This is a genomic window from Actinoplanes lobatus (assembly GCF_014205215.1).
Taxonomy (GTDB): Bacteria; Actinomycetota; Actinomycetes; order Mycobacteriales; family Micromonosporaceae; genus Actinoplanes; species Actinoplanes lobatus.
Genome location: NZ_JACHNC010000001.1, coordinates 7,703,420 through 7,729,972 on the forward strand (window position 1 = coordinate 7,703,420; position 26,553 = coordinate 7,729,972).

Annotated in this window: 30 protein-coding genes and 1 riboswitch; of the genes, 16 read left to right on the forward strand and 14 right to left on the reverse strand. The window is 71.7% G+C overall.

Features of this window, described 5'->3' with window-relative positions:
* The first annotated feature begins 11 nt into the window (after positions 1–11).
* On the forward strand, positions 12–1,586 hold the full coding sequence (locus tag BJ964_RS35320; RefSeq protein WP_188124690.1) for a methyl-accepting chemotaxis protein: 1,575 nt from the start codon (positions 12–14) through the stop codon (positions 1,584–1,586).
* Between the two features lie 561 nt (positions 1,587–2,147).
* On the opposite strand, the gene BJ964_RS48590 is transcribed toward BJ964_RS35320, so the two are convergent.
* Positions 2,148–2,453 (reverse strand): hypothetical protein, encoded by a 306-nt coding sequence (locus BJ964_RS48590; protein WP_229807258.1) that lies wholly within the window; start codon positions 2,451–2,453, stop codon positions 2,148–2,150.
* A 47-nt stretch (positions 2,454–2,500) separates the two neighbouring features.
* Here BJ964_RS48590 and BJ964_RS35330 point away from each other — a divergent pair, with 47 nt between their 5' ends.
* The 3 genes from BJ964_RS35330 to BJ964_RS35340 are packed head-to-tail and all read left to right on the forward strand — an operon-like array spanning position 2,501 to position 4,261.
* Positions 2,501–2,920, forward strand: a complete 420-nt coding sequence (locus BJ964_RS35330) for a DUF6086 family protein (protein WP_188124691.1) — start codon at positions 2,501–2,503, stop codon at positions 2,918–2,920.
* On the forward strand, positions 2,917–3,666 hold the full coding sequence (locus tag BJ964_RS35335) for a metallophosphoesterase (protein WP_188124692.1): 750 nt from the start codon (positions 2,917–2,919) through the stop codon (positions 3,664–3,666). The genes BJ964_RS35330 and BJ964_RS35335 overlap by 4 nt, the downstream gene beginning before the upstream one ends.
* A gap of 10 nt (positions 3,667–3,676) precedes the next feature.
* A complete protein-coding gene (locus tag BJ964_RS35340) occupies positions 3,677–4,261 on the forward strand; it encodes a pyridoxamine 5'-phosphate oxidase family protein (protein ID WP_188124693.1) in 585 nt (194 codons plus the stop codon).
* On the opposite strand, the gene BJ964_RS35345 is transcribed toward BJ964_RS35340, so the two are convergent.
* A complete protein-coding gene (locus BJ964_RS35345; RefSeq protein ID WP_188124694.1) occupies positions 4,258–4,668 on the reverse strand; it encodes a hypothetical protein in 411 nt (136 codons plus the stop codon). The two genes, BJ964_RS35340 and BJ964_RS35345, sit on opposite strands and share 4 nt — an antisense overlap.
* 48 nt (positions 4,669–4,716) lie before the next feature.
* Between BJ964_RS35345 and BJ964_RS35350 the strand changes: the two genes are divergently transcribed.
* The 5 genes from BJ964_RS35350 (at position 4,717) to BJ964_RS35370 (ending at position 8,146) form a co-directional block, all read left to right on the forward strand.
* Entirely contained in the window at positions 4,717–5,304 is a 588-nt protein-coding gene (locus tag BJ964_RS35350) for a hypothetical protein (protein WP_188124695.1), read from the forward strand.
* Entirely contained in the window at positions 5,301–5,879 is a 579-nt protein-coding gene (locus BJ964_RS35355) for an HD domain-containing protein (protein ID WP_229807257.1), read from the forward strand. The genes BJ964_RS35350 and BJ964_RS35355 overlap by 4 nt, the downstream gene beginning before the upstream one ends.
* A gap of 25 nt (positions 5,880–5,904) precedes the next feature.
* On the forward strand, positions 5,905–6,645 hold the full coding sequence (locus BJ964_RS35360) for a metallophosphoesterase family protein (protein ID WP_188124696.1): 741 nt from the start codon (positions 5,905–5,907) through the stop codon (positions 6,643–6,645).
* A 14-nt stretch (positions 6,646–6,659) separates the two neighbouring features.
* Entirely contained in the window at positions 6,660–7,349 is a 690-nt protein-coding gene (locus tag BJ964_RS35365; RefSeq protein WP_229807277.1) for a VOC family protein, read from the forward strand.
* Between the two features lie 86 nt (positions 7,350–7,435).
* Complete coding sequence (locus tag BJ964_RS35370) at positions 7,436–8,146, forward strand: hypothetical protein (RefSeq protein ID WP_188124698.1); 711 nt, start codon at positions 7,436–7,438, stop codon at positions 8,144–8,146.
* Between the two features lie 44 nt (positions 8,147–8,190).
* On the opposite strand, the gene BJ964_RS35375 is transcribed toward BJ964_RS35370, so the two are convergent.
* Complete coding sequence (locus tag BJ964_RS35375) at positions 8,191–8,505, reverse strand: DMT family transporter (protein WP_188124699.1); 315 nt, start codon at positions 8,503–8,505, stop codon at positions 8,191–8,193.
* A 14-nt stretch (positions 8,506–8,519) separates the two neighbouring features.
* Positions 8,520–8,589, reverse strand: a riboswitch (guanidine-III (ykkC-III) riboswitch).
* 60 nt (positions 8,590–8,649) lie between these two features.
* Positions 8,650–9,186, reverse strand: a complete 537-nt coding sequence (locus BJ964_RS35380) for a hypothetical protein (protein ID WP_188124700.1) — start codon at positions 9,184–9,186, stop codon at positions 8,650–8,652.
* A 163-nt stretch (positions 9,187–9,349) separates the two neighbouring features.
* Here BJ964_RS35380 and BJ964_RS35385 point away from each other — a divergent pair, with 163 nt between their 5' ends.
* On the forward strand, positions 9,350–10,123 hold the full coding sequence (locus BJ964_RS35385; RefSeq protein ID WP_188124701.1) for a lysophospholipid acyltransferase family protein: 774 nt from the start codon (positions 9,350–9,352) through the stop codon (positions 10,121–10,123).
* Here BJ964_RS35385 and BJ964_RS35390 read toward each other — a convergent pair.
* Entirely contained in the window at positions 10,014–10,964 is a 951-nt protein-coding gene (locus tag BJ964_RS35390) for a GNAT family N-acetyltransferase (RefSeq protein WP_188124702.1), read from the reverse strand. The genes BJ964_RS35385 and BJ964_RS35390 overlap by 110 nt on opposite strands.
* A 54-nt stretch (positions 10,965–11,018) precedes the next feature.
* On the reverse strand, positions 11,019–11,363 hold the full coding sequence (locus tag BJ964_RS35395) for a hypothetical protein (protein ID WP_188124703.1): 345 nt from the start codon (positions 11,361–11,363) through the stop codon (positions 11,019–11,021).
* A 35-nt stretch (positions 11,364–11,398) separates the two neighbouring features.
* Here BJ964_RS35395 and BJ964_RS35400 point away from each other — a divergent pair, with 35 nt between their 5' ends.
* Entirely contained in the window at positions 11,399–11,917 is a 519-nt protein-coding gene (locus BJ964_RS35400; protein ID WP_188124704.1) for an SMI1/KNR4 family protein, read from the forward strand.
* A 277-nt stretch (positions 11,918–12,194) separates the two neighbouring features.
* Here BJ964_RS35400 and BJ964_RS35405 read toward each other — a convergent pair whose 3' ends face one another.
* Positions 12,195–12,728, reverse strand: coding sequence for a LuxR family transcriptional regulator (locus BJ964_RS35405; RefSeq protein ID WP_229807256.1), 534 nt, complete (start codon positions 12,726–12,728; stop codon positions 12,195–12,197).
* Positions 12,725–15,217 (reverse strand): LuxR C-terminal-related transcriptional regulator, encoded by a 2,493-nt coding sequence (locus BJ964_RS35410; RefSeq protein WP_188124705.1) that lies wholly within the window; start codon positions 15,215–15,217, stop codon positions 12,725–12,727. The genes BJ964_RS35405 and BJ964_RS35410 overlap by 4 nt, the downstream gene beginning before the upstream one ends.
* 170 nt (positions 15,218–15,387) lie before the next feature.
* Here BJ964_RS35410 and BJ964_RS35415 point away from each other — a divergent pair, with 170 nt between their 5' ends.
* From BJ964_RS35415 to BJ964_RS35435, 5 genes are all read left to right on the forward strand, one after another.
* A complete protein-coding gene (locus BJ964_RS35415; protein ID WP_188124706.1) occupies positions 15,388–16,866 on the forward strand; it encodes a dynamin family protein in 1,479 nt (492 codons plus the stop codon).
* The gene (locus BJ964_RS35420; RefSeq protein ID WP_188124707.1) at positions 16,854–18,638 is read left to right on the forward strand and encodes a dynamin family protein; all 1,785 of its coding nucleotides are present in this window, start codon (positions 16,854–16,856) and stop codon (positions 18,636–18,638) included. Before BJ964_RS35415 ends, BJ964_RS35420 begins: the two co-directional genes overlap by 13 nt.
* Positions 18,635–19,084 (forward strand): hypothetical protein, encoded by a 450-nt coding sequence (locus BJ964_RS35425; protein ID WP_188124708.1) that lies wholly within the window; start codon positions 18,635–18,637, stop codon positions 19,082–19,084. Before BJ964_RS35420 ends, BJ964_RS35425 begins: the two co-directional genes overlap by 4 nt.
* A gap of 72 nt (positions 19,085–19,156) precedes the next feature.
* Positions 19,157–20,542 (forward strand): MFS transporter, encoded by a 1,386-nt coding sequence (locus BJ964_RS35430; protein ID WP_188124709.1) that lies wholly within the window; start codon positions 19,157–19,159, stop codon positions 20,540–20,542.
* Positions 20,542–20,904: a GntR family transcriptional regulator gene (locus tag BJ964_RS35435; protein WP_188124710.1), complete on the forward strand. Its 363-nt coding sequence runs from the start codon at positions 20,542–20,544 to the stop codon at positions 20,902–20,904. Before BJ964_RS35430 ends, BJ964_RS35435 begins: the two co-directional genes overlap by 1 nt.
* 108 nt (positions 20,905–21,012) lie before the next feature.
* On the opposite strand, the gene BJ964_RS35440 is transcribed toward BJ964_RS35435, so the two are convergent.
* The 6 genes from BJ964_RS35440 to BJ964_RS35465 form a co-directional block, all read right to left on the reverse strand.
* A complete protein-coding gene (locus BJ964_RS35440) occupies positions 21,013–21,786 on the reverse strand; it encodes a hypothetical protein (protein WP_188124711.1) in 774 nt (257 codons plus the stop codon).
* A gap of 104 nt (positions 21,787–21,890) precedes the next feature.
* Positions 21,891–22,583, reverse strand: coding sequence for an SGNH/GDSL hydrolase family protein (locus BJ964_RS35445; RefSeq protein ID WP_188124712.1), 693 nt, complete (start codon positions 22,581–22,583; stop codon positions 21,891–21,893).
* A gap of 43 nt (positions 22,584–22,626) precedes the next feature.
* Positions 22,627–23,019 (reverse strand): DUF1707 SHOCT-like domain-containing protein, encoded by a 393-nt coding sequence (locus tag BJ964_RS35450; protein ID WP_188124713.1) that lies wholly within the window; start codon positions 23,017–23,019, stop codon positions 22,627–22,629.
* Positions 23,020–23,042: 23 nt separating this feature from the next.
* Complete coding sequence (locus BJ964_RS35455) at positions 23,043–23,909, reverse strand: hypothetical protein (RefSeq protein ID WP_188124714.1); 867 nt, start codon at positions 23,907–23,909, stop codon at positions 23,043–23,045.
* Positions 23,910–24,178: 269 nt separating this feature from the next.
* Positions 24,179–25,699 carry a multicopper oxidase family protein gene (locus tag BJ964_RS35460; RefSeq protein WP_188124715.1) on the reverse strand — a complete coding sequence of 507 codons (1,521 nt, stop codon included), beginning with the start codon at positions 25,697–25,699 and terminating at the stop codon, positions 24,179–24,181.
* A gap of 126 nt (positions 25,700–25,825) precedes the next feature.
* Entirely contained in the window at positions 25,826–26,539 is a 714-nt protein-coding gene (locus BJ964_RS35465; RefSeq protein ID WP_188124716.1) for a class I SAM-dependent methyltransferase, read from the reverse strand.
* Positions 26,540–26,553 lie beyond the last annotated feature (14 nt).

The following is a 26,553-nucleotide window of genomic DNA, read 5'->3' on the forward strand; positions in this document are numbered from 1 at the left end:
AGGGCATGTGCATGCGCTTGAAACTGCGCCACCAGGTTCTGGCCTTGGCCGTCGCGGGCTTCGTGCTCGTGCTCGCCGCCGGCGGGATCGGGTATCTCGGCATGTCGCAGCTCATCGACGGCAATACCGCCGTCCGCGACGCCGCCGCGGCGCAGCGGGCCGCCCAGCGGGCCGATTCCGCGCGTACGGCGTTCCGGGCCGACGTGATGGCCGCTCTGATCACCAACTCGAGCACCGAACGTCAGGAGGTGCTGGACCGGCTGGGTGTGCACGTGGCGCAGATGCGTGACGGGCTCGACGGGGTGCGGCGCAACCTGCCGGAGGTGGCCGGCCAGGTCGACGCGATGGGCGCCACGGTCGACGCGTTCGTGGCGCAGGGGCAGCGGCTGGTGACGTTGGCCAGCCGGACGTATTCGGATCCGCGCCGCAGCGCGGCGGCGGCCGCACGGCCGGCGTTCGAGAAGACCTATCAGGAGTTCGACCAGGCGTTGCCGGAGCTGGAGGTGGTCATCGCGCGGCATGCTGACGAGGCGACCGGTTCGGCGAACGCGACGGCGGGGCGTGCGAAGGCTTTGACGCTGGGTACGGCGCTGGTGGCGGCGCTGGCGCTGGGTGGTGCGGCGGTGCTGGTGGTGCGGCGGCTCTCGCGGCGGATCGATGCGGCGGTACGGGCGGCGCGGGCACTGGCGTCCAAGGACCTGACCGCGGAGGTGAGCATCGACGGCAGTGATGAGCTGGCGGAGTTGTCGCGGAGTCTGGTTGCGGTGGTGGAGACGATGCGGGGTGCGGTCAGCGAGATCACTGACAATGCGAGCGCGTTGTCGGCGGCGTCGACCGAGTTGACGGCGACCAGTGAGCAGCTTTCCGAGGGGGCGCAGGTGGCTTCGGAGCAGGCGCAGCGTGCTTCGGGCAACGTGGCGGAGGTCAGTGGGAGCGTCGATTCGGCGACCCGGGCGACCGAGGGGCTGCGGTCGGTCATCGATGACATCTCGAACGCGGTGATCGAGGCGACCACGGTGGCTCAGGAGGCGGTGTCGCTGGCTGCGGAGACGAGTCAGACGATGGCCCGGTTGCAGGAGTCGAGCGCGGAGGTGGCGGCGGTTCTCAACGTGATCAACTCGATCGCGGGGCAGACGAATCTGCTGGCTTTGAACGCGACGATCGAGGCGGCGCGGGCTGGTGAGCAGGGTAAGGGTTTCGCTGTGGTGGCCGGTGAGGTCAAGGAGTTGTCGCGGGAGACGTCGGATGCCACCGAGGACATCGACGCGAAGATGATGGCGATGCAGGCTGATACGGCGAGCGCGATCGAGGCGATCTCGCGGATCACGGCGGTGATCGCCCGGATCGATGAGATTCAGGTGTTGATCAATCAGGCGGTGGATGCACAGACGACGGCTTCGGAGGCGATCAGCAGCAGTGTGGCGGTGGCGGCTCAGTCGTCGGGTGACATTTCGCGTTCGATGTCGGATGTGACGGCGGCGACCGATACGACCCATGAGGGTGCGTCGAACACGGCGTCGGCGGCCAACGAGTTGTCCCGGCTTGCGGAGCGGTTGTATTCGCTGACTACGGAGTTCAAGCGTTAGGTGGTGGTCGGGGTGCCGCCGGTTTCCGGTTGTTGCCGGGGGTCGGCGGCGTCCGCGTGTGCGGCCCGATTCCGCGAGGTTGACATAATATCGATTATCGACCTGGCAAATTCAGCCTGCGAGACGGCCTGTCCGGTGCCGGAATCGGCGCCCGGCCGATGATCGCCTCGGGTGGGCGGTCTACCGCAACCGCGCGAATGACGCGGCGGACTTCCTGTGGCGAGGTGCCTGGTTCTGCGCTTCCCTGCTTCCCCTTGCAGGTTCGATCGGCGTGAGGCTGCACGCCGACGCGTCCAGTGATGCGCTCCCGGTGGCATTTCGCCGGTTGCCGCGGTGAAGAATGCGGTCCTCCCGATTCAGGCACCGGCTGGCCCTTCCGCATCCGACCGCGTCGAGCCTCACTGACGCGCTCTGTCCGAAATTTCGTGACTTAGGGCCAGGTCCGCCTGTGTGGGCTGGCCCGGGCTGGCTCGGGCCGCAATGCGATACCCAAGCTTCCGCAAATGACCACCACTCCCTTCCCGGCGAGCGACGTAGCGCCGGACGCCCATGTCGGCGACGTCAGCATTGAGCCGCCTTGACCTGGTTCTTCCATGCCGGATTCGGCCAGTGAAGTCGTTGCCCCGGTGATCGGGCGGGCGGGGTTGAGTGGTCGCCGTACAGATGTACTACTCCCCTGCCGACGTCATCCTCCGTCAACGGTTGATCAACACCATCAACACGTCGGTACTGTCTGGCGCTGCAGCCGAGTTCCGGTACGTGCCCGCCGTGCCGGTTGGCGTCGGCCCGGTAGAAGTCGATCGCGGGCCCGCTGCCCGGGAACATCAGGTCGTACAGCCTCGCGTGTGAGTTGAACGCTTCGCTCATCATGTGCCTCCTCGCGGTGGACGGCAGGCATTTGTGATCATGAGTGGGTGAGTCAGTTTTTCAAGGTTGATGATCTGACGTTGTGGAATCCGTCGAATCGGGTGGCGCAGTTGTTCTACCGGTCGTGTGCGGCGGTGGCGCCGGTGGTCGGGTTGCCGCCGGGTGTGGTGGACAACTGCCGGGACGAGTACGAGGTCGACCTGGACGTGTTCGTGCCGTTCGTGGATGCGCTGGTGCGGGAGTACCGGGCGTCGAGTCATGCGGTGCTGCGGTCGTTGTTGGAGGGGCTTCTGCCGGCGGCGATGGTGCTGGTGCAGCGGGCAGGTGGTGAGTTGCCGTCGCTGTCGGGGCAGGTCGGTACGAGTCGGCGGGATGTTTCGGTGGGTGTCGGCGGGATCGCGCCATCAGGTGACGGTGAGCGGCTGGTGGCGCTGGCGCGGGAGCTGGCGGGGGCGATGCCGGTGTGACGACGGTGGTGGTGATCGGTGATGTGGGTGGTTGTTCGGCGGAGTTGGCGCGGGTGCTGGAGCCGTTGATCGGGGTGCCGGACACGGTGGTGGTCCAGGTGGGTGATCTGGTGGATCGTGGGCCGGACACGCCGGGGGTGCTGCGGATCGTCGAGCAGCGGTTGGCGCAGGGTTCGCCGCGGTGGATCCAGTTGCTGGGTAATCATGAGGCGCCGTATGTCGGTGGTGAGCCGTTCTGGCCGGAGCCGTTGTCGGCGTCGGATGGGCGGCTGCTGGAGCGGTGGTGGTTGACGGAGCGGTTGCGGGTGGCGGCTGCTGTCCGTACCGGTGCGGGTGAGGATTTTCTGATCACGCATGCCGGGTTGTCGCCGGCGGTGTGGCGGGATCTGGGTGGTCCGGTGTCGGCCGCCACGGCGGCGGAGTTGCTGAACACGCGTCCGGAGCCGTTGTTGTGGGGTTGTGGCGGGCCGTTGTGGGTGGAGCCGCCGGAGTTGTATGGCGGCTGGCTGGCCGAGTGGATGCCGTTCTCGCAGATCCACGGGCATTCGGCGATCGTCAGCTACCGGCACGAGAGCTGGATGTGTGAGGAGCGGATCCGGCAGCGGTCGACGGTGGACTGGGCGGCCCGGCGTACGCAGACGCGTGTGGGGGGTGGCCGGTTCATCGCGGTCGATCCGAAGCATGGCCGGACCGGGGCGGTGCGATGGTCGCCACTGGTGATCGAGGATGCGCGGTTGCTCGTGTGAGGATGGCCGGATGGGTAAGGAATACGAGCGGATCTCGGGCCGGTTGCGGGAGTTCATCGAGGAGCAGCCGGTGTTCTTCACGGCGACGGCGCCGCTGTCCGGTGACGGGAAGGTGAATCTGTCGCCGAAGGGGCTGCGGGGTTCGTTCGCGGTTCTTGACGAGTCGACGGTGGCGTACCTGGATTTCGCCGGCAGTAACGCGGAGACGATCGCGCATCTGCGGGAGAACGGCCGGATCACGTTGATGTGGTGTGCGTTCGCCGGGCCGCCGAACATCGTGCGGGTGCACGGGCGTGGTGAGCCGGTGTTCCGGGATGATCCGCGGTGGCCGGATCTGATCGCCCACTTCCCCACCATCGACTACGCGCCGCACGGGCTGCGGGCGATCATCGTGGTGCGGGCGGAGTTGATCCGGGACACGTGCGGGTATGCGGTGCCGTTCATGACGTACGACGAGGATCGGGATCTGCACGCCAAGCGGTTCGCCCGGGAGGACGACGCGTCGTTGAATGCCTACTTCGCGAAGAAGGAGCATGTGGCGGTGAGCATGGACGGGCTGCCGGGGTTGCCGCTCCCCCTGCCGCCGTCGTCCTAGAGTTCGCGGTCGCGGTGCCACCACCAGCGGGTGAGGTCTTCGCCGCCGTGCAGCGGCTGGGGTGTGGTGCGGCGGTGGAAGTTGTCGTCGAGGGGCTTCAGGAGGCGTTCGAGCTCCCGCCGTGGTCCGGGTGGCAGCAGCCGCGTCACGTCGAGGAGGGTGTCGCGGGCGGCTTCGGGTTCGAGGCCGGGGCTGATGACGGCGTCGCCATTGAGCCAGCGGCCGGGCCGGTCGAGTAGCTCGCGCCACATGGCCAGGGCTTTCGCGGTGGCGCCGGGCCGGAGGTGGACGTCTTCGACGTACCGGATGGCGTTGTTGGCCCGCTGGGACAGGCCGTTGATGTCGGTGTGCGGGCTGCCGGGCGCGGGGCTCGGGCGGCGCAGGTGGTGCGGGCGCCTACGCGGCATGGCCCTTTCGGTTGTCGAGCATGACCGGGATCCTGCCACAATCGCCGGATGTTGTGGAACGTGGCGGCTTTCGATCTGGTCGGTGGTCCCGGTAACGAGGTGGCGGTGGGGCCGCTTCCGGCGGCGGTGCGGGAGTGGTTTCGCTACGGCGGGGACGAGCGGATGGCGGCCGTTTGCCGGGACAACCGGGTGACCCGGCTGGCCGGTCTGCGGTTTGGCGAGAATCTGCTGGTGCTGGAGTCGGATGGCCAGGGCTGCGGTGACTGGACGGTCGATGCGGGCGCGGGCGAGGACGATCCGCCGGTGTCGTTCGGCGGGTCGCGCTATGCGGACCGGTTTTCGGAGTACGTGTACGCGCGCCTGTGGGAGACGTTGCTGTGGCGGGAGCGCGACTCGGTGACGGAATTCGACCACGGTCTGCCGGACGGTGCGCTCGCCGGGCTGGGTGGGTGGTTGCGGCCGTTGCCGACGACGTACGGGTGGGCGCTGAACCAGGGGTGTGACGCCACGTACCGGTTCGACGGTGATGCGCGGGTGGCGGTGGCGGTGTCCGGCGGTATCGCGGTGTGGAGTGTGGTCGCGGCGGAGTCGGCTGAGGTGCGGGAGCATTTCGCCCGGATGGTCGGGGCGCTGTGACGCCGTTGGAGCGGGCGGTGCGCGGCGGCGCCGTACCGTTGCCGGATCTGCCGCCGGAGGCGGTGGGGTTGCTGGTCGAGCTGGGTGCTCCGGCCCGGTTGGGTGCGCATCTGCGGGCGGTGTACGCGGTGGCGTGCGACCTGACGGGCTGGTTGGCGGCGGCGCATCCGGCGGTGGTGTTCGACCGGGCGGCGGTGCTGTTCGGGGCGGCGACCCACGACATCGGCAAGGCGCTGCACCGGGAGGAGTTGTCGGTGCCCGGGTCGCGGCATGAGCCGGCCGGTGAGCGGCTGCTGCTGGGGCGTGGGGTGCCGGCGCGGTTGGCGAGATTCGCCGGGACCCACGGATCGTGGCATGAGGCGCGGGCCGGTGTGGAGGACCATCTGGTGAGTCTGGCCGACAAGATCTGGAAGGGTGCCCGGGTCGAGGATCTGGAACATCTGGTGGTGGAGCGGATCGCGGACGTGTCGGGAATCGCGGGGTGGGAGGCGTTCGTGTCACTGGACGATCGTCTGCAGGAGCTGGCGGCCGGGGCGGACGATCGGCTCGCGTTCCAGAATGGGTTTCCGGTCTGAGTGGCGGATCTTGGAGGATGGCCGGATGCGAATTGCGGTGATCTCCGATGTGCATGGGAACCTGCCGGCGCTGGAGGCGGTGCTGGCGGCGATCGAGGACGACGAGGTTGATCTGACGGTCAATCTGGGTGACCTGCTGTCGGGCTATGTGGATCCGGTGGGCACGGCGGACCGGCTGATCGAACTCGGTCTGCCGACGGTGGCCGGCAATCATGAACGGCAGCTGCTGACGTTCGGGCCGGAGCGGATCGGGATGGCCGACCGGGTCACCAGGGAGCTGCTGTCCGAGCGGCATTGGGTCTGGTTGCGGTCGCTGCCGCCGACGCGGTCGCCGATTGCGGGGGTGCTGGCGTTTCACGGTACGCCGGACGACGACCTGCAGTATCTGATGCACACGGTCGAAGCGGCCGGGGTGCGGGAGGCGACGGCCGGTGAGGTGCTGGCGCGGCTCGGCGACGTGTCGGGGTATTCGCTGCTGTTGTGCGGGCACACGCATCTGGTCGGGTCGATGCGGTTGCCGGGTGGGGCGCTGCTGGTGAATCCGGGCAGTGTGGGCTGGCCGGCCTATGCCGACGATGAGCCGTATCCGCACCGGATGGAGGCGGGGTCGCCGCATGCCCGCTATGCGGTGGTCGACGACGTGTCGGGGCGGTGGGAGGTGTCGTTCGCGGTGGTGGAGTATCCGTGGGAGCGGGCCGCTGTGGCGGCGGAGGGTTTCGGGCGCCCGGATGTGGCGGCGGCGATGCGGACGGGGCGGCTGGCGTGATGGCGGTGCGGTGGATGACCGGTTTTCTGGACGCCCCGGACCGGGCGGCGGTGCCGTTCTGGCAGGCGGTGACCGGTTACGGTCTGTCGGATTGGCGGGCGGACGGCACGTTCGCGACGCTGCTGCCTCCGGCCGGGGACGCGTTTCTGCGGGTGCAGGTGGTCGGGGACGGTCCGGCGCGGGCGCATCTGGATCTGCATGTCGACGATCTGCCGGCCGCGGCGTACCGGGCGACCGCTGTCGGTGCGAAGGTCGTCGAGATCGCGGAGGGGCTGACGGTGCTGCGGTCCCCCGCCGGGCTGTTGTTCTGTCTCGTGGAGTGGGCCGGGGAAAGCGTGCGGCCGGGTGGGCGGCACAGTCTGGTGGATCAGGTGTGCCTGGATCTGCCGGAGGCGGTGCATGACCGGGAGGTGGAATTCTGGGGTGCGCTGACCGGCTGGGAGCGCGGGTTCTCGGATCTGCCGGAGTTCTCCTACCTGGTGCGGCCGGACGGGATGCCGTTGCGGTTGCTGTTGCAGCGCACCGGCGGCGAGACGGCCGGCATGCATCTGGATGTGGCCTGTGACGACGTGGATGCCGAGGTGGCGCGGCATGTCGGGCTGGGTGCGCGGGTGGTGCGGCGGGTGCCGGGTGACTGGACGACGCTGGTGGATCCGGCCGGGCGGGAGTACTGCGTGACCGGTCGACCCCCGTTCCGGGCTTGATCACTTCGGTGTGGTGCGCTGTTGTTGTCGGTGGGTGCTGGTAGAAAGAAGCCGCTCTCATACAGGCGTACGAAGGTGGTTGGGTGATGACGGCGGCAAGTGTGGAGGCCGGTGGGCTGACCGCGGAACAGCTGGAGCAGTTCCGGGAGGCGCTGGCGGCCGGGCGGAAGCCGCGGGTGCAGTTCACCGAGGCGGCAGGGCAGATATCCGGTCAGATCGGGCAGGTCGTGGCGCTGGAGGATCCGGCGGTCTCCGATGAGTGGGTGGTGGTCCGGTTCGGGCGTGACGAGCTGCCCTTCTCCCCCACCGATCTGCGGGTGGCGCCGAAGGGGGTGCCGGCGAAGAAGGCGGCCCCGGCGCCGGAGCCACCGGCCGAGCCGGTGCTGTCCGGGCCCGAGTTCCTGATCGACAAGCCGCTGCCGCCGAAACCGCCGGCCCAGCGTAAGAGTGAGGAAGCTGTTCCGGTGAGCGAAAGCAACGAGGTGGCGGCGCCACGCAAGGTGGCCCGGCCGGCGAAGGCCAAGCCGTCGCCGGGTCTGACGGTGACGCTGGCCTACGGTGAGGGCGAGTGGACGGTGGCCGCCAACCAGGGCGCCAAGGCGCTGGCCCGGCCCTATGTGATCAAGCCGGCCGAGGCGCTGAAAATGGTGTCGCTGATCGACGTGCCCGGGGTTCAGGAGGCGGTCGAGCAGATTCTGTCCGCCGAGCGGGCGGAGGCGCAGCAGCAGGCCGAGCGGTTGCGGGCCGAGCTGGCCGAGGTCGAGGCCCGGCTGGCGGAGCTGGGCGAGGTCAACTGACCGGTGGGCCGCGGCCTGGGTGACAGGCCGCGGCCGCCGTGGTGTCAGTGGAAGTACTTGAGCCCGGCGACGCCGCAGATCACCAGCAGCAGGCAGACGATGCGGGGCAGGCTGGCCGGCTCGTTGAGGGCGATCATGCCGACCAGGGCGGTGCCGACCGCGCCGATGCCGACCCACACGGCGTAACCGGTGCCGACCGGGATGGTCCGCAGCGCGTAGCCGAGGCCCAGCATGCTGAGGGTCACCGCCACACCGAAGACGGCGGTGGGCGCCGGACGGGTGAACCCGGCGCTGCGGTCCAGGGCGATCGCCCAGACGGTTTCGAGCAGACCGGAGACGATCAGGACGAGCCAGGCCATGACGAACTCACCTCACGGCGGTCGTCTTGTCAGAGCCGGGTACGACACGCACTCGTCCGGGGCGGCCGCGTCCTGCGGCTCCGCCGTCGAGCCTAGCCACCCACCGGTGCGGCACGGTTGCCGCGGGCCGGTTGGTGGCCGAACTCACCGGCAGGTGATCCGCGGGTTCTCGGTGGCCAGTTCACCGGCCGGGTTGTGCCGGTAGAGCCACACGTGCAGGTCGTAGTGCACCGGCATGGGCGGGCTTGCGGGCGGCATCTCGTGACCGGCCATCGGGCCGTCGAACCGCCGGCCGAACAGGGTGGGCCGGTCCCCGCTGGTCTTCAGGCTGCCGTCGGCGTCGGCCTTGAAGTACTCGACCGCGACCAGGACCGGTGTGCCGTCCCGGCCGGGCACGTAGATCAGGACCTCGGGCAGCACCGGGTCGACCGCCTGGTCGGCGGCGTGACCCGGGTGCATCCAGTGGTGACCCATGCCGGGCACGCAGTGGTCGGTGGGCAGATAGCCGGCCGCCTTCGCCCGGCGCGGGTCCCGGAACCGGGCCGTCGCGTCGAGCACGACCCTGCGCTGGGCGGTGGTCAGCTCGGGAGCGGCGCCGTCGTCCGGGAGGGCAGCGGCGGGGGCGGTGGGCAGACAGGCCAGGGCGACAGCGGCCGCGATGCCGGCACGGAACATCCTCATGGGGTTGAGCGTCGGTCACCGGGCGGTGCGCTGTCCGGGTTTTCCGGCCACTGCACCCTCGCCGAACGCTTCACGCGTACCGGGAAAGGGGTTTTGTGCGGCGCGAAGCAGCCGCCGAGCCGGATAGAGGACGATCTCGGGGTCGTGCAATCATTCTCGCCTCATGGAGACCTCACCTGTCTGGCGTGTTCCGCGGTTGTGGCGGCTGCTGCTCGCGCTGTCGCGGATCGTGGCGTTCCCGCTGGTGCGGCTGCGGGTCTCGGGTGGCCTGCCGGCGTCGTTGCAGGGCGGCCCGGTCATTCTGGCGGCCAATCACGTCAGCCCGTTCGACCCGGTGGTGATGATGGCGGCGTGCCACAAGGTGGGGATCGTGCCGCGGTTCATGGCCACCGGTGGCGTGTTCCGGGCGCCGCTGGTCGGCACGATCATGCGGCATTGCGGGCACATCCGGGTCGACCGCAACACCACCCACGTCGCCGACGCGCTGCCCGCCGCGGCGAAGGCGCTGGCCGAGAACTCGGCGGTGCTGGTCTATCCGGAAGGGCGCATCGGGCTGGATCCGTGGATGTGGCCGGAACGCGGCAAGACCGGCGCCGCGCGGATGGCGGCCATGTCCGGGGCGCCGGTGCTGCCGGTCGCCCAGTGGGGCACGCACGCGGCGATCCCCTACGAGGCGCCGAAACGGCTCGGCCGGGCGCTGGTCAAGGCGCTGCTGCGGCGCCCCGTCGTGTGGGTGCGCTTCGGTGACCGGCCGGTCGACCTGTCGGCGGCCGAGACCGGAACGCCGGGGGTGCGGGCCCTGCACGCCACCCGGCTGATCATGGACGCTATCGACGAGACCCTGACACCATTGCGCCGCGACGAGATGCGAATGCCGAGGGTGATCGACACGTCCCGTCCGCACGACCCGGCCCGGATCCGGCCACGTCCGTCCTGACCAGCACCTTCTCGAACGCCAGCTGGTTGTAGGCGTTGTCGCTGTAGCCGCCGATGTCGTCGTAGCCGGCCGACCGGTACAGCGCCAGCGCCTCGGTCAGCAGCGGATGGGTGCCCAGCCGTACCGTGTTGATGCCGTTGTTCGCCGCGTCCACTTCCAGGCGGCTCAGCAGTTTTCGGCCGAGGCCGAGGCCACGCGCCTCCGGGGCCACCCACAGGTGGCGGATCTCGGCGACGCCCGGGCCGAGGCGCAGCCACAGGCCGCAGCCGACCGGGCGGCTCAGCTCCACGGCCAGCAGCTGGGTGCCGGTCACGTCCTCGGGACGCGTCAGCACGCCCGCGTCGAAGCCCTCCGGGAAGGTGACGTCGAGTTCGGCGGCGTACCGGGACAGGCAGTCGCGGGCCGCCGGCAGATCCGGCGGCACCGCCTCGACCACGACGGCGGCCGCCCGCAGCACCCGCCGGATCTCGTCCTGCGCGGCCAGCAGCCGGTGCCGCTGCCCACCGGTCAGCTCGCCGAGCAGTGCGGCGACCCCGGCGTCGGCGCGCACGTCCAGCTCCGCGCGCTGGCGAAGACCCGCGTCGGTCAGCTCGGCGGTCCGGTCACCCAGCACCACCAGACCCTGTACGGCCAGCGCATCCAACTGCTGCCGCACCTGGTCGCGGTCCTGGCCGAGGCGGGCGCACAGGTCGTGCAGGTCGCTGCGGACGCCGACCTCGAACAGCAGCCGGGCCTGGCCGGCAGGCCATTCGCGGCCCAGGAACCGGTCGGCGAGCGCGCTGAACCGCTGGTGGTAGTAGCGGTTGAAGTCGCGGACCCGCTCGATCTGCTCGCCCTCCATCAGCAGATGCTAGATCGCTGATCCGGACCGGTCAGACAGATCGGAACTCGATCATCATCGGCGGGCGGGGGTGATGATCAACCGGTCCGGTGGCGGCAGCTCGGTGCGGTGCTCGTCGCCGATCCCGGCGTATTCGATTCCGCCGAGCACCTCACCGTGCTCGGGCTCCGCGAACGTGTAGAGGAACAGGCTGTCGTGGCCACCGTGGACCACGGCGTCCACCCGCACGATCATGCCGCGGCCCGCCCGGAAGTCGATCGACGGGCAGCCACACCCGCAGCCGCCCGTCACCTGGACGTCGACGGCCTGGCGGCGCAGGTCGGCGGCGCCGTCGACGTCGGTGGCCAGCAGGGCGTCCAGGACGGCGCGTTCCCGCTCGGTCAGGGGGCGCGCGTGCATGGCCGGATCCTCGCACACCGCGGGATTCTGGCAGCATGACGGCCGTGACTTCGTTCGAGACGGTGGCGGCGGCCTTCTGGGATTCCGGCGAGACCGAACTGACCCAGCCGCCACTGACCGCCGCGATGGTCACCGCCGCCGAGGCCGGGCTCGGGGTGCGGTTGCCGGCCGGGCTGATCCAGCTGCTGCGGCTGCGTAACGGTGGCATCGTCGCGGACGCCTGGGATGCGTGCCCGGCCGCGCCGAACTCGTGGGCCGCCGATCACGTGCCGTTCGATCACCTGCACGGCATCGCCCCGCCCGGTCGCGAGTTGTCGATGGCGTTGCAGGACACCGGGTATCTCGTGCGGGAGTGGGGGCTGCCGTCGCCGGTGGTGCTGCTCAGCGGGGACGGGCACACCTGGGTGGCGCTGGACTACCGTGACTGCGGCCCGGACGGCGACCCGCCGGTGGTGTATCTCGACGCCGACCTCGGCCAGGAGCTGCGGGTGGCGCACGACTTCCGGACGTTCGTCGAGAGCCTCACGCCGTCGGCGGACTTCCCGGACGACTGAACAGGTCCGAGGGCAGGAAGCAGCCGTAATCCGGCGGCTGCGGACGCTGATCGTCTGGCCACGATGGGCGGGCGCACACGGAACAAGGAGTGTGGACACGAGCTGCTGCGGTAACGCTGGTGGCAGCACACGTGATGACCCGCGGGCGCGCGGGCGGGCCGGGCGGTGGGTGGAGATCGGCGTGCAGGTGGACCGGCGGGCGCGCTACGGCCGTGTGCCGGCAGGTGGCCGCGGGGATGCTACGGCGGGTTCGCGTAGCCCGTACCCCGGATTGTTGTTATTCGGTACGTTGCCGCTGGCGGAGATAGGCCAGGACGGCCTCGCGGGTCGTGCGGACGCCGAACAGGGCGCGGGCTTCGGCGATGCGGCGGTTGGCGGTGCGCAGGGAGAGGAATTCGGCGGCCGCGGCGGCGGCGATGGTGTCGCCGGCGGCGAGGCGGTCGAGCAGGGCACGCTGTTCGGGGATCAGGTTGGCGATGACGTCGGAGCCGTCGATGCCGCGGTGGACCGGGCCGAGGCGGGACAGGTCGTCGACAAGTGCGCGACCGGCCGGGGATTCGGTGTCGCAGACGGCGACGACGGCGGCGCCGCGGGCGGCGGCCAGGACAGCGAGTTTGGCGGTTTCCAGGTCGTCGTCGGCGACCCGCCCGTGCAGGACCAGGTGGGCGGCGCCGACGTCCCAGGACGGGTCGGGCAGGGCGAAGCCGGCGCGGGGGGTCCAGCCGTCGCGGCTGAGGCGCCGCAGTACGGTGTCGGCTTCGGCGGAGGTGGATACCACGTGGCGGGGGGCGTCGTCGGGCTGTCTTATCACCGGCCATCCTCGCTGGTTTCGAAGGGATTGGTGGCGAAGGCCAGGGCCGCGGCCTCGGTACGGGTCCGCGCGCCGAGTTTGCGCATGCTAGCCCGGATGTGGGTGTCCACGGTCTCGGCGGAGATGCCGAGTTGCCCGGCGATGCGGCGGGTCGGTTCTCCGGCGGCGACCAGTCGCAGCACGTCGAGTTCGCGCTGGGTGAGGCGGCCGTCGGAGCGGGGGCTGCGGGTGTCGCGGTGGATCTGGTGGCGGCGCAGCCCGCGGCGGGCCCGGCCGGCCAGGACGGTGAGCCCGGCGCTGTCGGCGAGGTGTTCGGCGCGCAGCAGGGCGGTGACGGCCCGGTCGCGGTCGGGGCTGGTGAGGCCGGCGGCGATGAGGCAGCGGACCTGTTCGCGCAGGGCGACCGGCTGCCAGCTGTCGGCGGCGTCGTCGAGGCCGGAGCCGACGGCCCAGGCGGTGAGGGTGCGGCGGGCGGGTGCGGGCAGGTCGACCGGGATGGCGGCGGCCGGCGGGGTGCCCAGGTCGTGGGCGGCCCAGCGGGCGGTGATGGCGTGCAGTCCGGCGAGCAGGCCGGTGCCGGTTTCGGTGGGGGTGCGGGCGGCCCGGTCGGGTTGCCCGTCGAGCCAGGCCGCCTCTCGGGTCACCCAGGCGACGGCCGGGTGGACGCCGGCGGTGTCGAGGCGGGCGCGGGCGGCGGCGAGCAGTCCGGTGTCGGCTTCGATGAGGGCGGTCGCGGCGATCGCGTAGGCCCGGGCCTGTTCGGGCAGGGCCCGGTCGGTGAGGTTCGCGGCCCGGCGCAGGACGCCTTCGGTGCCGTCCCAGGCGAGGGTGGCCGGGAAGTCGGGGCCGTGCAGGGCCAGTGCCCAGTCGGCGGCGGCCAGGAATCGGGTCTGCCAGCCGTAGGCGAGGTCGTCGCCGGCGGTGGCGGCGGCGCGCAGGGCTGCGCCGGCGGCGTCGACGAGCCGGCCTTCGGCGGCGAGGTGTTCGACGAGCAGCCACGCCGACCAGCGGGTGATCAGCGGGTCGCCGCCGGTGTCGGCGACGGCGGCGAGGGTGTCGTCCCAGCCGGGTTGCCGGTGGGTGGCGCGGACGGCGGCCAGTGCGGCCTGGATGCCGGGTGGTGGTTGCGGATGCCGGACGGCGATCTTGTCGGCGAGTTCGAGGGCGGTCATCGGCTCGGTGGCCAGTACGGACAGCAGCATGACCCGGTCGCGGGCGGCGACGACGCGGGCGGCGGCGGTGTCCGGGACGGGGCGTACGGTGTCGCGGGCGGTGACCGGGTCGCCGGCTTGGAGAAGCGCTTCGCCGCGCAGGACGGCGGCTTCCAGGGCGAGCGGGTCGGCGGCGCCGGGCGGGCGGGCGTCGGGGTCGGTGGTCAGGAACACGGCGGGCACGATCGGGCGCAGCACTTCGGCGGCGTCGGCGGCACGGCCGGTGGCCAGGGCGGCGTCGGCGGCGGCGAGCCGCACCCGTGGGTCGACGGTGGTCGGCAGGCCGCAGGCGAACAGCAGCAGCGCGGCGCGTTCGGCGCCGGCCATGCGGTCGGCCGCGCCGAGAGCCTTCCGGTACGCCCCGAGCGGGTCCCCGGCGGCGGCGAGGTGGCGGGCGGCTTCGGCGGGTGGGGTGAGGTCGGCGAGCCGGGCGTGCATCTCGGCCCGGGCCGGGGCGTCGAGCAGCCCGGCGGCGGTCTCGGCCACATAGGCGGACACGGGCAGCAGGGATCCGCCGGGTTCGGCGGTGACCAGCCCGGCGGCGAGCAGGTCGGCGGCGCCGGTGCCGAGCAGGGCGGGTGGGGCGGGCCGGCCGAGCAGCCCGAGCGCGGCCAGGGCGGTACGCGCGGGGCGGGGCAGGTCGGCCAGGGCGGTGGCGATCGCGTACGCCACCTGGTCGATGTCCTCGCCGATCGGCGCGCGGCCGGTGGCGGCCTGCCGGGCCAGCGCGATGATCGCCAGGGGGTTGCCGCCGGCCCTGGCCACGACGGCGGCCGCGGCCTGGTCGTCGAGGCCGCCGGCGGTCTGCCGGGCGAGGGTGTGTGCGGCGTCGGCGGTCAGCGGTGGCACCGCGATCCAGGCGGTGGCGGCCTGCCGCAGCGCGGCGTGCGCGGCGTCGGGCAGTCGATGCGGGGTACGCAGGGCGACCAGCACCCGGCAGCTACGGGCGAGGTGCGCCACGGCGGCGAGGGTGGCCGGGTCGACGTGCTGGAGGTCGTCGAGCACGAGCAGGCCGCCGCGGACGCGGGAGCGGACGGCTTCGGCGAGCAGCGGGATGTCGTCGCCGGGCAGCCGGGCGCGGACGGCTCTCGACAGGGCGAGGGCGGGTACCGCGGCGAGCATGGCGAGGCCGCCGCCGAGGTGGGCGGGGCCGGGTACGGCGGTGGCGATGCGGCGCAGCAGGGTGGTGCGGCCGCAGCCGGGTGGTCCGGCGATCACGACGAGGGCGGGCCCTTGGCACAGCGCGGTACGGGCGGCCTCCTCTGGGTCGTCCGTCACCTGCGCTCCCCCTTCACTGGCACGAACACGGGATCCCGGCCGCGGCGCCGTCGTCCGTAGGCTGCACGGTGTAGACCACTCCTGTTCCCGCTATCGAAGGGTCCCTTCGTGCCGACGACATCCGCGATACGCACATTGTCGCCGACGGTGTGCTGCGCTGACGAGTCGAAGTGACCGGGCCACTCACCACCGGCATCGCGACGCTCTGTAACGAGATCGTCACGACGGTGTCCTCCGATGCTGGTCAACACGTACGGCAGATCAGTAACCGTCTTCACGATCCGTTACGGGTGGCGGTCGCCGGACGCCTGAAAGCCGGAAAGTCGACACTAGTCAACGCGCTCATCGGCCGTCGCGTCGCCCCCACCGCCGCCGGTGAGTGCACCCGCGTGGTCACCCGCTTCCGGTACGGCCCGGCCGACCGCATCGACGTGGTGACCCGCGACGGCGCCCGGCACAGCCTGCCGCTGGACGAGGACGGCATGGTGCCCGCCCGGCTCGGCGTGCCGGCGGCCCGGATCGCGTACGTGGACGTGGCCCTCACCACCGACCGGCTGCGGGATCTGACCGTCGTGGACACACCCGGCCTGTCGTCGACCGACACCGCCGGCAGCGCCCGGGCGGAGGCCGCGGTCGGTATCGACGACGACTCGGCCGGGGAGGTCGCCGCCGCCGAGGCCGTGGTGTACGTGTTCACCCAGGCGGTCCGTGCCGACGACGTCCGCGCCCTGGAGGCCTTCCACACCGCGTCGGCCCGGCTGGCGACCAGCCCGATCAACGCGATCGGTGTGCTGGCGAAGGTCGACACCCTGGTCGGCGGCCCGCAGGACCCGTGGCCGGTGGCCGGCCCGCTCGCCGTCGAGCAGGCCGGGCTGCTCGCCCGCACGGTCGGCGACGTCGTCCCGGTCGCCGGGCTGCTCGCCGAGACCGCCGAGTCCGGCCGGCTGACCGGCTCCGACCGCGACGCCCTGGCGAAACTGGCGGTGTTGCCGGCCGCCGACCTGAGCCTGCTGCTGACCTCGGCCGACCTGTTCCGGTCCCGGCCCGCACCCGTCGGCCGCGACCAGCGGGAACGGCTGCTGACCCGCCTCGACCTGTACGGCGTCGGCTTCTCCTGCGCCCAGCTGGCCGCCGACCCGCGACTGTCCACCGGCGAGCTGGTGCGCCGGCTGGCCGCCGCCTCCGGGCTGGCCCGGCTGTCGGCGACGGTCGACCAGACGTTCCGCTGGCGCTCGGACGCGATCAAGGCCGGGTGGGCGCTGACCCGCCTGGAACGGCTGTCGCGGCACGGGCTGCAACGCCGCGACTCCGAGACCGTCCGCGACGCCCTGGAAGCCGCGCTGCGCGACCCGGCCTACCACCGGCTGCGGCTGCTCGACGCCGCCCAGCGGGCCGCCACCGGCACGGTGACGCTGCCGGGCGACTGGGAGCAGGAGCTGATCCGGCTGGCCACCTCCGACGACCCGCGCTGGATCCTGCGGCTGCCGCAGGCCGGTGACGGCGAACTGGCCACGGCCGCGGTGGCGGCGGCGGGACGATGGCGGGCGTACGCGGTCGACGGCGCCGGCCCCGCCCAGGCCCGCATCGCCCAGGTCGCCCATCGTGGCTTCCAGCTGCTCGCCCAGGAGGTGCGCCGGTGCGCGACCTGACCACCCTGTTGGACACCGCGGTCCGTGACACCCTGTCCTACCTGCGGACCGCCGACCCGGACGCGGCCGCCGACCTGGCCGAGCTGCGCCGCGCCCACCTCACCCGCCCTGGGGTGGTGGTCGTCGGCGAGACCAAACGCGGCAAGAGCTCGCTGGTGAACGCGCTGCTCGGGGTGCCCGGCCTGTCGCCGGTCGACGCCGCGGTCACCACCGCCGCCTATCTGAGTTTCGTGCCCGGGACGGAGTTCGCGGCGCGGGCGTGGCTGCCCGGCGGCGAGGAGATCGAGATCGACTCCCTCGACGAGTGGGCGCGCGGTAGGCAGCGGGCCCGCCGTATCGAGGTCACCCACCCGGCGCCGATGCTGCAATACCTGACGCTGCTGGACACCCCCGGCGCGGGCGGTCTCGACCCGGTGCACGCCACCATCGCCCTGGACGCGGTCCGCCGGGCCACCGCCTTGCTGTTCGTCGCCGACGCGTCCGCCCCGCTGTCGCAGCCGGAACTCGACTTCCTGGCCGCCGCCACCGAACGCGTCGACGCGGTCGTCTTCGCCCTCACCAAGATCGACGCGTTCGGTCAGTGGCGGACCATCGCCGAGGACAACCGGTCGCTGCTGCAGGCGCACGCGCCCCGGTTCGCGGCCGCACCCTGGTTCCCGGTGTCGGCGCGGATGGCCGAACTGGCCCTGACCGCCGGCGACGCCGGCACCCGCGACGCGCTGGCGGCCGAGTCCCGGGTGCCGGCCCTGCAGCACGCGCTGGTCGAACTGGCCGGCCGCGGCCACCAGCTGCGGCTGGCCAACGTGCTGCGCGCCGCCCACCGCGACCTGACCCGGCTGCGTGACGCCGCCGAGGAACGGGTGACGGCGGCGTCGGCGGACGCGGCCGTCCAGGCCGCCACCCGCGCCGAGCGGGCCGCGCTGGCCGCCCGCAAACGCACCGAGTCCCGGCAGTGGACGCTGAAACTCAACGCCGAGATCCAGCACGCCCGGGTCGCCGTCGTCGGGCAGCTGCGGACCCGGCTGACCGAGGTGCAGCACGACTACGCCCGCCGCATCGACGGCGCCCGCGGGGAGGCGCTGGCCGCACTGCCCGACGACCTGGACACCCAGTTGCAGGCGGTCGCGGCGCAACTGTCGGCCCGGCTGGAGGACACCTACCGGGAGGTGGCCGAGAAGGTGCTGGCCGACGCGTTCGACCCGGCCCGGGTCAGCGCCACCCTGCGCCACCACCTGATCGCCGGGCCGCCGCGCGACGGCTCCGGCGAGAACCTGCTGATCGCCCTGTCCGCGGGCGGGGTGGCGCTGATCGCCGGCCGCGGCGCGGCGCTGGGTGCGGCCGCGCTCGGCGTGTCCGGCGGGCTGCTGATGCCGGTCGCCGGGATCGGGCTCGGCCTGGCCGCCGGCGGCTACGTCATCTACCGGCGCCGGGTGCACACCGACCGCCGGCACGCCCACACCTGGCTGCGGGACGTGCTGGCCGAGGCCCGGGCCGCGCTCACCGACGAGATCGCCGGCCGGTTCACCGACCTGCAGTACGCGCTGTCGGTGGCCCTGGACGAGGCGATCGAACGGCGGCTGCGCGAGCTGGACACACTGATCGCCGAGATCGACGCGGCGGCCGCCGAGGACGCCGCGGGCCGCGCCAAACGGCGGGCCGCATCCGTCGCCGACCGGGACGCCGCCGCGTCCCGGCTGCGGCAGGCCGACGAGGCGCTGCTGCGGGCCCGTTCCCTGACCCCCACCCCGATCGACGAGGAAGGTTCGCGATGACCGACCACTGGGATTTCGACGACCATTTCGAGGATCTGACGCCGGATGATGTGCCGGAGCCGGATGCTCTTGTCCACGACCATGTGGAGTGGGATCTCCCGGACGATACGCCGGACCTTGCGGACCTGCCCGACATCGACCTGCCGGACCTGCCCGACGTGCCGGACGCGGTGGACGTGGTCGACGACGACGCCTTCCCGCCCACCCTGGACATCGGTGAGCTGCCCGAACCCGTCGACGGATTCCCCTGGGTGGACACCACCACCCTCGGCGCGGCGGACCCGTCCGGCTTCACCCCGCCGGTCGAGCCGGTCACCGCGGGCGAGCTCGCCGCCTACGCTGGGGTCGAGATCCCGCCCGGCGCCGACCCGTGGACGTTCCTGGCCTCCTCCGAGGACCCGGCCACCGCGGCGCTGGCCCAGTGGTGGACGCAAGGTGAACAGTGATCCACATCTCCCGTTGACAGCGCCGGGGTGGCATCATGTCCGCGCACCGACCATTTTCAGGAGCGGACGTAGATGGCCGTCGACGGCAACCACAGCACCACTCTCGCACCCAGGCGGGAACGCACCGCCTGGTATTTCTACGACTGGGCGAACTCGGCGTTCTCCACCACCGTCATCACGGTGTTCCTCGGCCCGTTCCTGACCAGCGTCACCGAACAGGCCGCCGGCTGCGCCATCGACGCCGACGAGTGCACCGCGAAGGTGTACCCGCTGGGCATCCCGGTCGCCACCGGCTCCTACTTCCCCTACCTGGTGTCGCTGTCGGTGCTGCTGACCGTGTTCATCCTGCCGATCATGGGTGCCGTCGCCGACCGCGCCCCGCGCAAGAAGCCGCTGCTGGGCGGGGCCGCGTTCACCGGCGCCGCCGCCACCGTGGCGATGGCGTTCGTGACCGGGGACCGCTATCTGCTCGGCGGGATCCTGTTCATCATCGCCAACATCGCCTTCGGCGCGGCGATCGTCGTCTACCACTCGTTCCTGCCGCTGCTGTCCGGCCCCGACGACCGTGACCGCATCTCCAGCCGCGGCTGGGCCATCGGCTACCTGGGCGGCGGTGTCCTGCTGCTGCTCAATCTGATCGCCGTGATGTCGCTGTCGGAGGACGGCAACCCGCAGCGCACCCTCGACCTGGCCCGCTGGTCGATCGTGTCGGCCGGCGTGTGGTGGGCCCTGTTCACCATCGTTCCGCTGCTGTGGCTGCGTGAGCACCCCAGCGCCTCCGCGGTCACCACCGGCACCGACCGCGGCAACGTGCTCACCGACGGGTTCAAGCAGCTCGGCCACACCCTCAAGGGCATGCGCGCCTACCCGCTGACACTGTTCTTCCTGGGCGCCTACCTGATCTACAACGACGGCATCCAGACGGTCATCTCGCTGGCCAGCCAGTTCGGCAGCGAAGAGCTGAAACTCGAACAGTCCACGATGATCCTCACCATCCTGATCGTGCAGTTCCTGGCGTTCGGCGGCGCCCTGCTGCTCGGCGCGCTGGCCACGAGAATCGGCGCCCGTAAGACCATCCTGATCGCCCTGGCGCTGTGGCTGCTCGTGGTGGTCGCCGCCTACTGGCTGCCGGAAGGCGAACCGGTGCCGTTCATGCTGCTCGGCGCCGGCATCGGCCTGGTGATGGGCGGCAGCCAGGCCCTGTCGAGAAGCCTGTTCTCCCAGCTCATCCCGGCCGGCAAGGAAGGCGAGTACTTCGGCTTCTACGAGATCAGCGACAAGGGCACCAGCTGGCTCGGCCCGCTGTTCTTCGGCCTGATCTTCCAGATCACCAACAGCTACCGGACCGGCATCGTCTCCCTGGTGCTGTTCTTCGTGGTCGGCGGCGTGCTGCTGGCGTTCGTGCCGCTGCGGCGCGCCATCCTCGCGGTCGGCAACACCCCGCCCAAGCTGATCTGATGGACATCACGATCGACCCGGCGTCGGCCACACCACCGTACGAGCAGGTGCGGCTGCACATCGCCGCGCTCGCCGCCGACGGTGTGCTGCCCGCCGGCACCCGCCTGCCCCCGGTCCGCCGGCTCGCCGAGGACCTGGGGCTGGCGGTGAACACGGTGGCCCGCGCCTACCGGGAGCTCGAGCAGGCCGGCCTCGTCGAGACGCGGGGCCGGCACGGCACGGTGATCACCGCGCGGGCCGGCGCGACGCCGGTCGAGGCCCAGCAGGCGGCCGCGGCCTACGCAACGCGGATCCGCGCCCTCGGCGTGCCGGCCGAAACGGCCCTGTCGCTGGTCAAGGCCGCCTTGGAAGACCAAACCTGATTGGTACGGGTGAACCTCGTCCCGTTCTTTTCAGGACTGTTCCGCCCGGCCGGCGCGATCGGCTGCCTGCTGCGGCCGGTGCCGCGCCCGCCGGGCGCAGATCGGTGGTCACGCCAGCCCCGGATCCGGGGTGGTGGTGACCCGGAAGCCGACACGGCCGTTACGCAGCAGGGTCCGTTCCTGCCTGCCCCCGGTCTCGTACGTGATCAGCAGGTCGAAGGTGTAGGCGCCGGTGTCGGCGCGGAAGCTGAACAGCAGGTCCTGTTTCTCACCGTCCTCGATGAGCAGGCCCGGGTACTCCTCGAAGTACGGGCGGGTGGCGCGGCCGCCCTCGTCGGTGGACCACATCAGCGGGTCGACGTCGGCCAGGTCGAACATCATCGGCGCGGGTTCGGCGTCGGTGCCGTGCAGCGGGATCAGGGCGGCGCGCGGGACGCATTCGGTGACGATGTTGACCGGGCGGATGTCGGTGACGCTGATCAGATGGCTGGTGACGTTCTCGAAGGTGACCTGGGCGACGGCGCCGGCGGCCGCGAACGCGCCCCGGCTCAGCACGTAGGGCACGTCGATCGGGTCACCGACACCGGCCACGTCCGGCAGCGACCGCAGGGTCTCGGCGGAGAACGCGACGTCGTGCGGGTGATCGGCGGCCGGATATTCGCGGGTGGCGGTCCGCAGCGCGGTTCCGGTCGCGGTCACCCGGGAGCCGTGCGGGCGGGGGCAGTCGACGGGCGGGGGTGTGGTGTGCCGGGTCGTCGCCGCGACCAGGACGGGAACCGGCGCGGATCCGGGTTCGGGGGTGGGCGGCTGGGGTCGGCAGACGGTGACGGGTATCAAAGCGAGCACGGTCCAGATGGCCAGAAACGGTCGTGGTCGAGGCACGGATCCTCCCTGCGACGTGGATCTGTGCCCGACCATAGGGCTCCGCGGATGCCCCGTCAGGGCATCGATCGGGTGTAACGGACATCCGACAGCGCGGCTGCGCCTCAGCCGCGCCGCTGGAGCGCCTCCCACCAGGCGGCACGGATCTCGTGGGCGCCCCACGCGTTCGGTTCGATCACCCCGCAGAACCACAGGTCACGCCCGTCCGGGCGCGCCTGCGAACAGGCCGCGTCACCGGCCGTCACGCCGTGGCCGTGGAACCGGGCGTGCACGTCGGCGAGCAGCGCACAGTGCCGGGCCGCCAGCGCGGCCAGCTCCGTGTTCAGCGCCGCCACCCACCGCGGGCCGCCCGGCCACGGCGGCAGCCCGGATCCGCCGACCTCGCCGGTGCCGTCGCTCGGGTCATAGACGGTGGTGACCACGATCGGACACGACGGGCCGGCCACCGCCCGCAGTCGCGACAGCACGCCCTCGCCCTGTGCGGCGACCCGGCCCACGACGGCGGCGGCCGCACGGTCGTCGCCGTAGGCGCCCATCAGGTCGTTGCCGCCCATCGTCACGGTCACCAGATCCGGCGCCTCGGTCAGCTGCGGCAGCTGCCGGTCCAGGACGTCGGCGACGACGGCGCCGTCGCGGGCCAGCAGCCGCAGCGTCCAGCCGGGCAGGTCACGGCCGGCCCAGTCGGCGAAGTCACGGTCCTGGTTGCGGTGCAGCAGGCTCGCCGCGCCCCGGCCGGGGCCGCCCGCGTAGTCGTCGATGGACATCGAGTCGCCGAGCGCGACGTACAGGCCGGTCATGGTCGCCGATCATGACGGATCGGCGGGCCGCCCGTCACCCGCTTTACCGCTGCCGGCGGCCCCACGTCTGCCCGATGAAGACCAGCAGCACGGTGATCCCGACGGTGACGGCCAGCGACCACCAGGCGCCGTAGACGAAACCCATCACGATCGACACGGGTACGCCCAGCATCAGCGCCACCATCCCGGACACCACACCGGCGGCCTCGTCGTCTTCGTCCTCGGCCGGTTTCGTCAACTGCGGATGCGGGTCCGGCAGATCGGCGAAGACCTGCTCCAGCGCGGTACGGGTACGCGCGGCCTGACAGTCCAGCAGCCGCTGCTCGAACTCGCCGGCGTCGATGCGCTCGGCGTCCAGATGCTCCTGCAGCGCCTGGCGTGCCAGCTCCCGTTCGGGCGAGCCGATACGCAGGTCGGGCCCTTTCACGACGGTCACGCCGCCCAGGGTAGCGGCCACCGTCACTGCGGCGTGTCCCGCAGCACGGCGACGGCGGCGACGGTGGCGTAGCCGCGCCACTCGACGGCGGCCGCCGGACTGTACGCCGGGAACGTGACCGTCCAGCCGCCGTCGGCCTGCTGTCCGGCCGCGAGCCGCTCCCGGTCGGCGGCCACCGCACCCGGATCGAACAGCTTGCGCGACGCCGTACCCGGGTGCGGGGTGAAGTCCAACGGGTACAGCACCTCACCGTCGGCGCCGCCCTCGACCGGGGTCGGCCCGTCCATGCGCACGAACCGGGCCAGCCGCTCCAGCAGCTGCGGCGCGTCGACCGCGTCGAGGAACCGCAACGCGAACATCAACTCGTACGCGTGCGGCGCCGCCTCGATCCGCTCGATCGCGCCGAGGCAGTAGCCGGTGGCGGCGGCCAGCCACGGATGCCCGCCGACATCCGGCCGGTGCCGGGCCAGCCGGTGCGCGTGCCCCGCCAGCTGCGCGGTCATCTGCAACGACGACACGCCCGGGTCGGCGCCGGCCCAGTGCGGGGCACTGCCGGTGGCGTCGGCGAACGGCAGCGCGAACGGCATCCCGCCGTCGTCGAGGCTGTGCCGCATCAGCCAGTCCAGCAGCGCGACCGGCCCTGGCCCGGTGTCGCGGACCTCGGCCATCACCTCCAGGGCGTGCATGGCGGCGACCGGCTGGCTGGTCACCGACCGCAGGTCCGGCTCCAGCGCCCACCCGTACCCGCCGTCGGGGTTGCGGTAGCCGTCCAGCGCTGCCATCACATCCTGTGCGGGCAGGTCACCGAGCAGGTGGTGCAGCCGCCGCCGGTCCAGGTTGCGGGCGTTTCCAGCCGCGAACCTGACCGCTGCCGCGAGATCGAATCCCATCCGCTCATCCTCGCACCGTCCGGCCGCTCGGTCGTGCGAGCACATACGACACCCGCTCGGGCCAGTCGTCGAGGTCGCCGGCGGCGGTGGCCGCCGGGAACGCGCCGATCAATCCACCGGATCGTCGTCGGCATCGGATTGGCTTCCTGCCGATGTCGGGCGTACGGCGGGCTGCGGGCCCGCCACACACCCGACATCGGGCCCAGGCCGAGGAGCTGATGACGCGACGGGTTCAACTTCTCGTCGACAGCCCCCTCGAACCCTCGTGGTCAGGACATGACCATGAGGCCGAGCATCATGCCCTCGTCCTCGTGGATGACGTTGTGGCAGTGCAGCATGTACATGTACTCGTTGTCGCTGTAGTCGGTGAACTGCATCTTGATCACGACTGTGGTGCTCGGCGCCACCTCGATGGTGTCCCGCCAGCCGGTGTTCGCGCCGGTCGGGGCGGAGCCGCCGATGGAGACCACTTGGAACGGCACGTCGTGCAGGTGGAAGTTGTGGTAGATGTTCGTGCTGCTGTTGGTGATCGTCCACTGCTCGATGGCGCCGACCGTGGTCATGACCGCGTTGGCGTCCATGATCTCCATGGTGGTGCCGGCGATCCCGTTGATGAGCATCGTTGCGCCACTGTTGCTGAGGGTGAAAGTGCGCGTGGTCGCGTCGGTGGCGTCGATGTCGCTGATCGTGTTGAGGGTGCCGGGAAGGTTGTCCGCCGCCTCGGTCGCGGTGCTGCTGACCGTCAGCATCGAAACGGTGTACCGGGTGCCGTTGGTGGTGTTGCGGACGGTGGCCCGCAACGTGACGGCGTCGTCGGCGGCTGTCAGGTCGAGCACGATCTCGGCCCGTTCCCCGGGGCTGAGTCGCAGGCTGGAGATCGAGATCGGTTCGGCCAGCAGCCCGGCGTCGCTCGCCACCTGGGTGAGGCTGCCGCTGTCGGTGAGGGCCAGCGTGATGCTGTCGGTGATCGAGGCGTTCAACAGGCGTAGGCGTACGCGGCCGTAGGCGACCTCCAGGGTCGGTGTCTCGTCGGTGGCGCTCATGCCGTTGACCAGGAACTTCACGGTGGACGCGGAGGCGGTGAAGGTGGCGTTGGTGGTGGCGAAGGCGCCGGCGCTGGTGACCGCGGTCGATTGCATGATGAGCGGGACGTCGTTGGCGCCGTAGTCGGTGGGCAGGGCCGCGTTCGCGTCCGATCCGTCGTCGACGATGAGCAGGCCGGCCAGGCCGAGTACGACCTGCTCCGTGGTGGTGCCGAGGCCGTGCGGGTGGTACCAGAGCGTGCAGGCCTCGCCCTGGTTGATGGTCGTGGCGGCGGACCAGGTGTCGCCGTCCTTGATGAGGTTCTGCGGCCCGCCGTCGGCGGACGGCGCGATGTGCAGGCCGTGCCAGTGCACCGTGGTCGCCTCGCCGAGGCTGTTGGTCACATCGAAGCGGACCGGCTCGCCGTCGCTGACGAGCATGGTGGGGCCCAGGAGGGTGCCGTTGTAGCCGGCGGTGTTGATCGTCTCGCCGCTGACCAGTGAGGTGTTGGTGCCGGTCTGCGCCTGCAGGGTGAAGACGGAGACGCCGTCCTCGACGGTCGGGTCCAGCCGATCGGGGATGGGCAGTGTGCCACCGGCGGCGGTCGCGGTGGTGGTCGCCTCGGTCGTGCCGGTGCCGGTCTCCTCGGCGAACGAGGTGCCACCGCCGATGCGGGCCAGAGCCGCGATGGCGCCGGCTCCGAACGCTCCGGCGAGGATCCGTCGGCGGGTGAGGCTGCTGTTCGAGGGTTTGCGGGTCTTTGCCATGAGCCGAGAGATTCAATGTGGATCATGGCAGGAGCCTTGGCGGGCACTATCAAAAGGTTGTGCATCTAAATATTCGCTGAAAGTGATGACAAAGCCCGGCAGGTGATCGCGTCGCCGGCCGTACCATCACCGGGGTTTTCGGCAGAGAAAGACCCGCTCACGGGCGGGCCGGTCCGGAGCCTGGCGCACGTCGGCGATCTCGAAGCCGGCGCCGGTGAGCGTGTCGCACAGTTCGTTGCGGTCGCGGAACCGCAGCGTCGAATCCGACTCGAGCACCTGCCCGCCGGGGAACGTGTAGGTGTACCGGAAGCTGACCAGCGGCAGCCGCACCCCGGTGAGCCGCCGCTGCCGGCGTACCTCGCCGACGCCGGGCACCGCCCGCACGACCGGGCCGGTGTCGCGGGCCCACTCGTCCCACACCCGGTATTCGGGCCGCCGCGTCTCGAACACCAGGTGCCCGCCCGGTACGAGAACGTCGTACAGGCCGGTCAGTGTGTCCTGCCACTGCTGGTCGGTGAGGAACACCTGGGCGACGTTGCCGGTCATCACCGCCAGGTCGAACCGCTGGTCCGGTAGCGCCGGCAGCCAGGTCACCCGGTCCGCGCCGGGTTTGCCGCGGGCGATGTCGAGCGATGCGGCCGCCGGGTCGACGCCGGTGACCGTGCGGCCGTCCGCGGCCAGCCGCAACGCCAGGCAGCCGGTGCCGCAGCCCACGTCGACGATCGTGCGCGCGCCGAGTTCGGCGACGATCCGTTGGTAGGCGTCCAGATCGTCACGGTCGCCGTCGAACGTGTCGTACAGGGCGGCGAGCCGCGGATCGGCGAAGATCGCATCGGGCATGCATCGACGTTAGC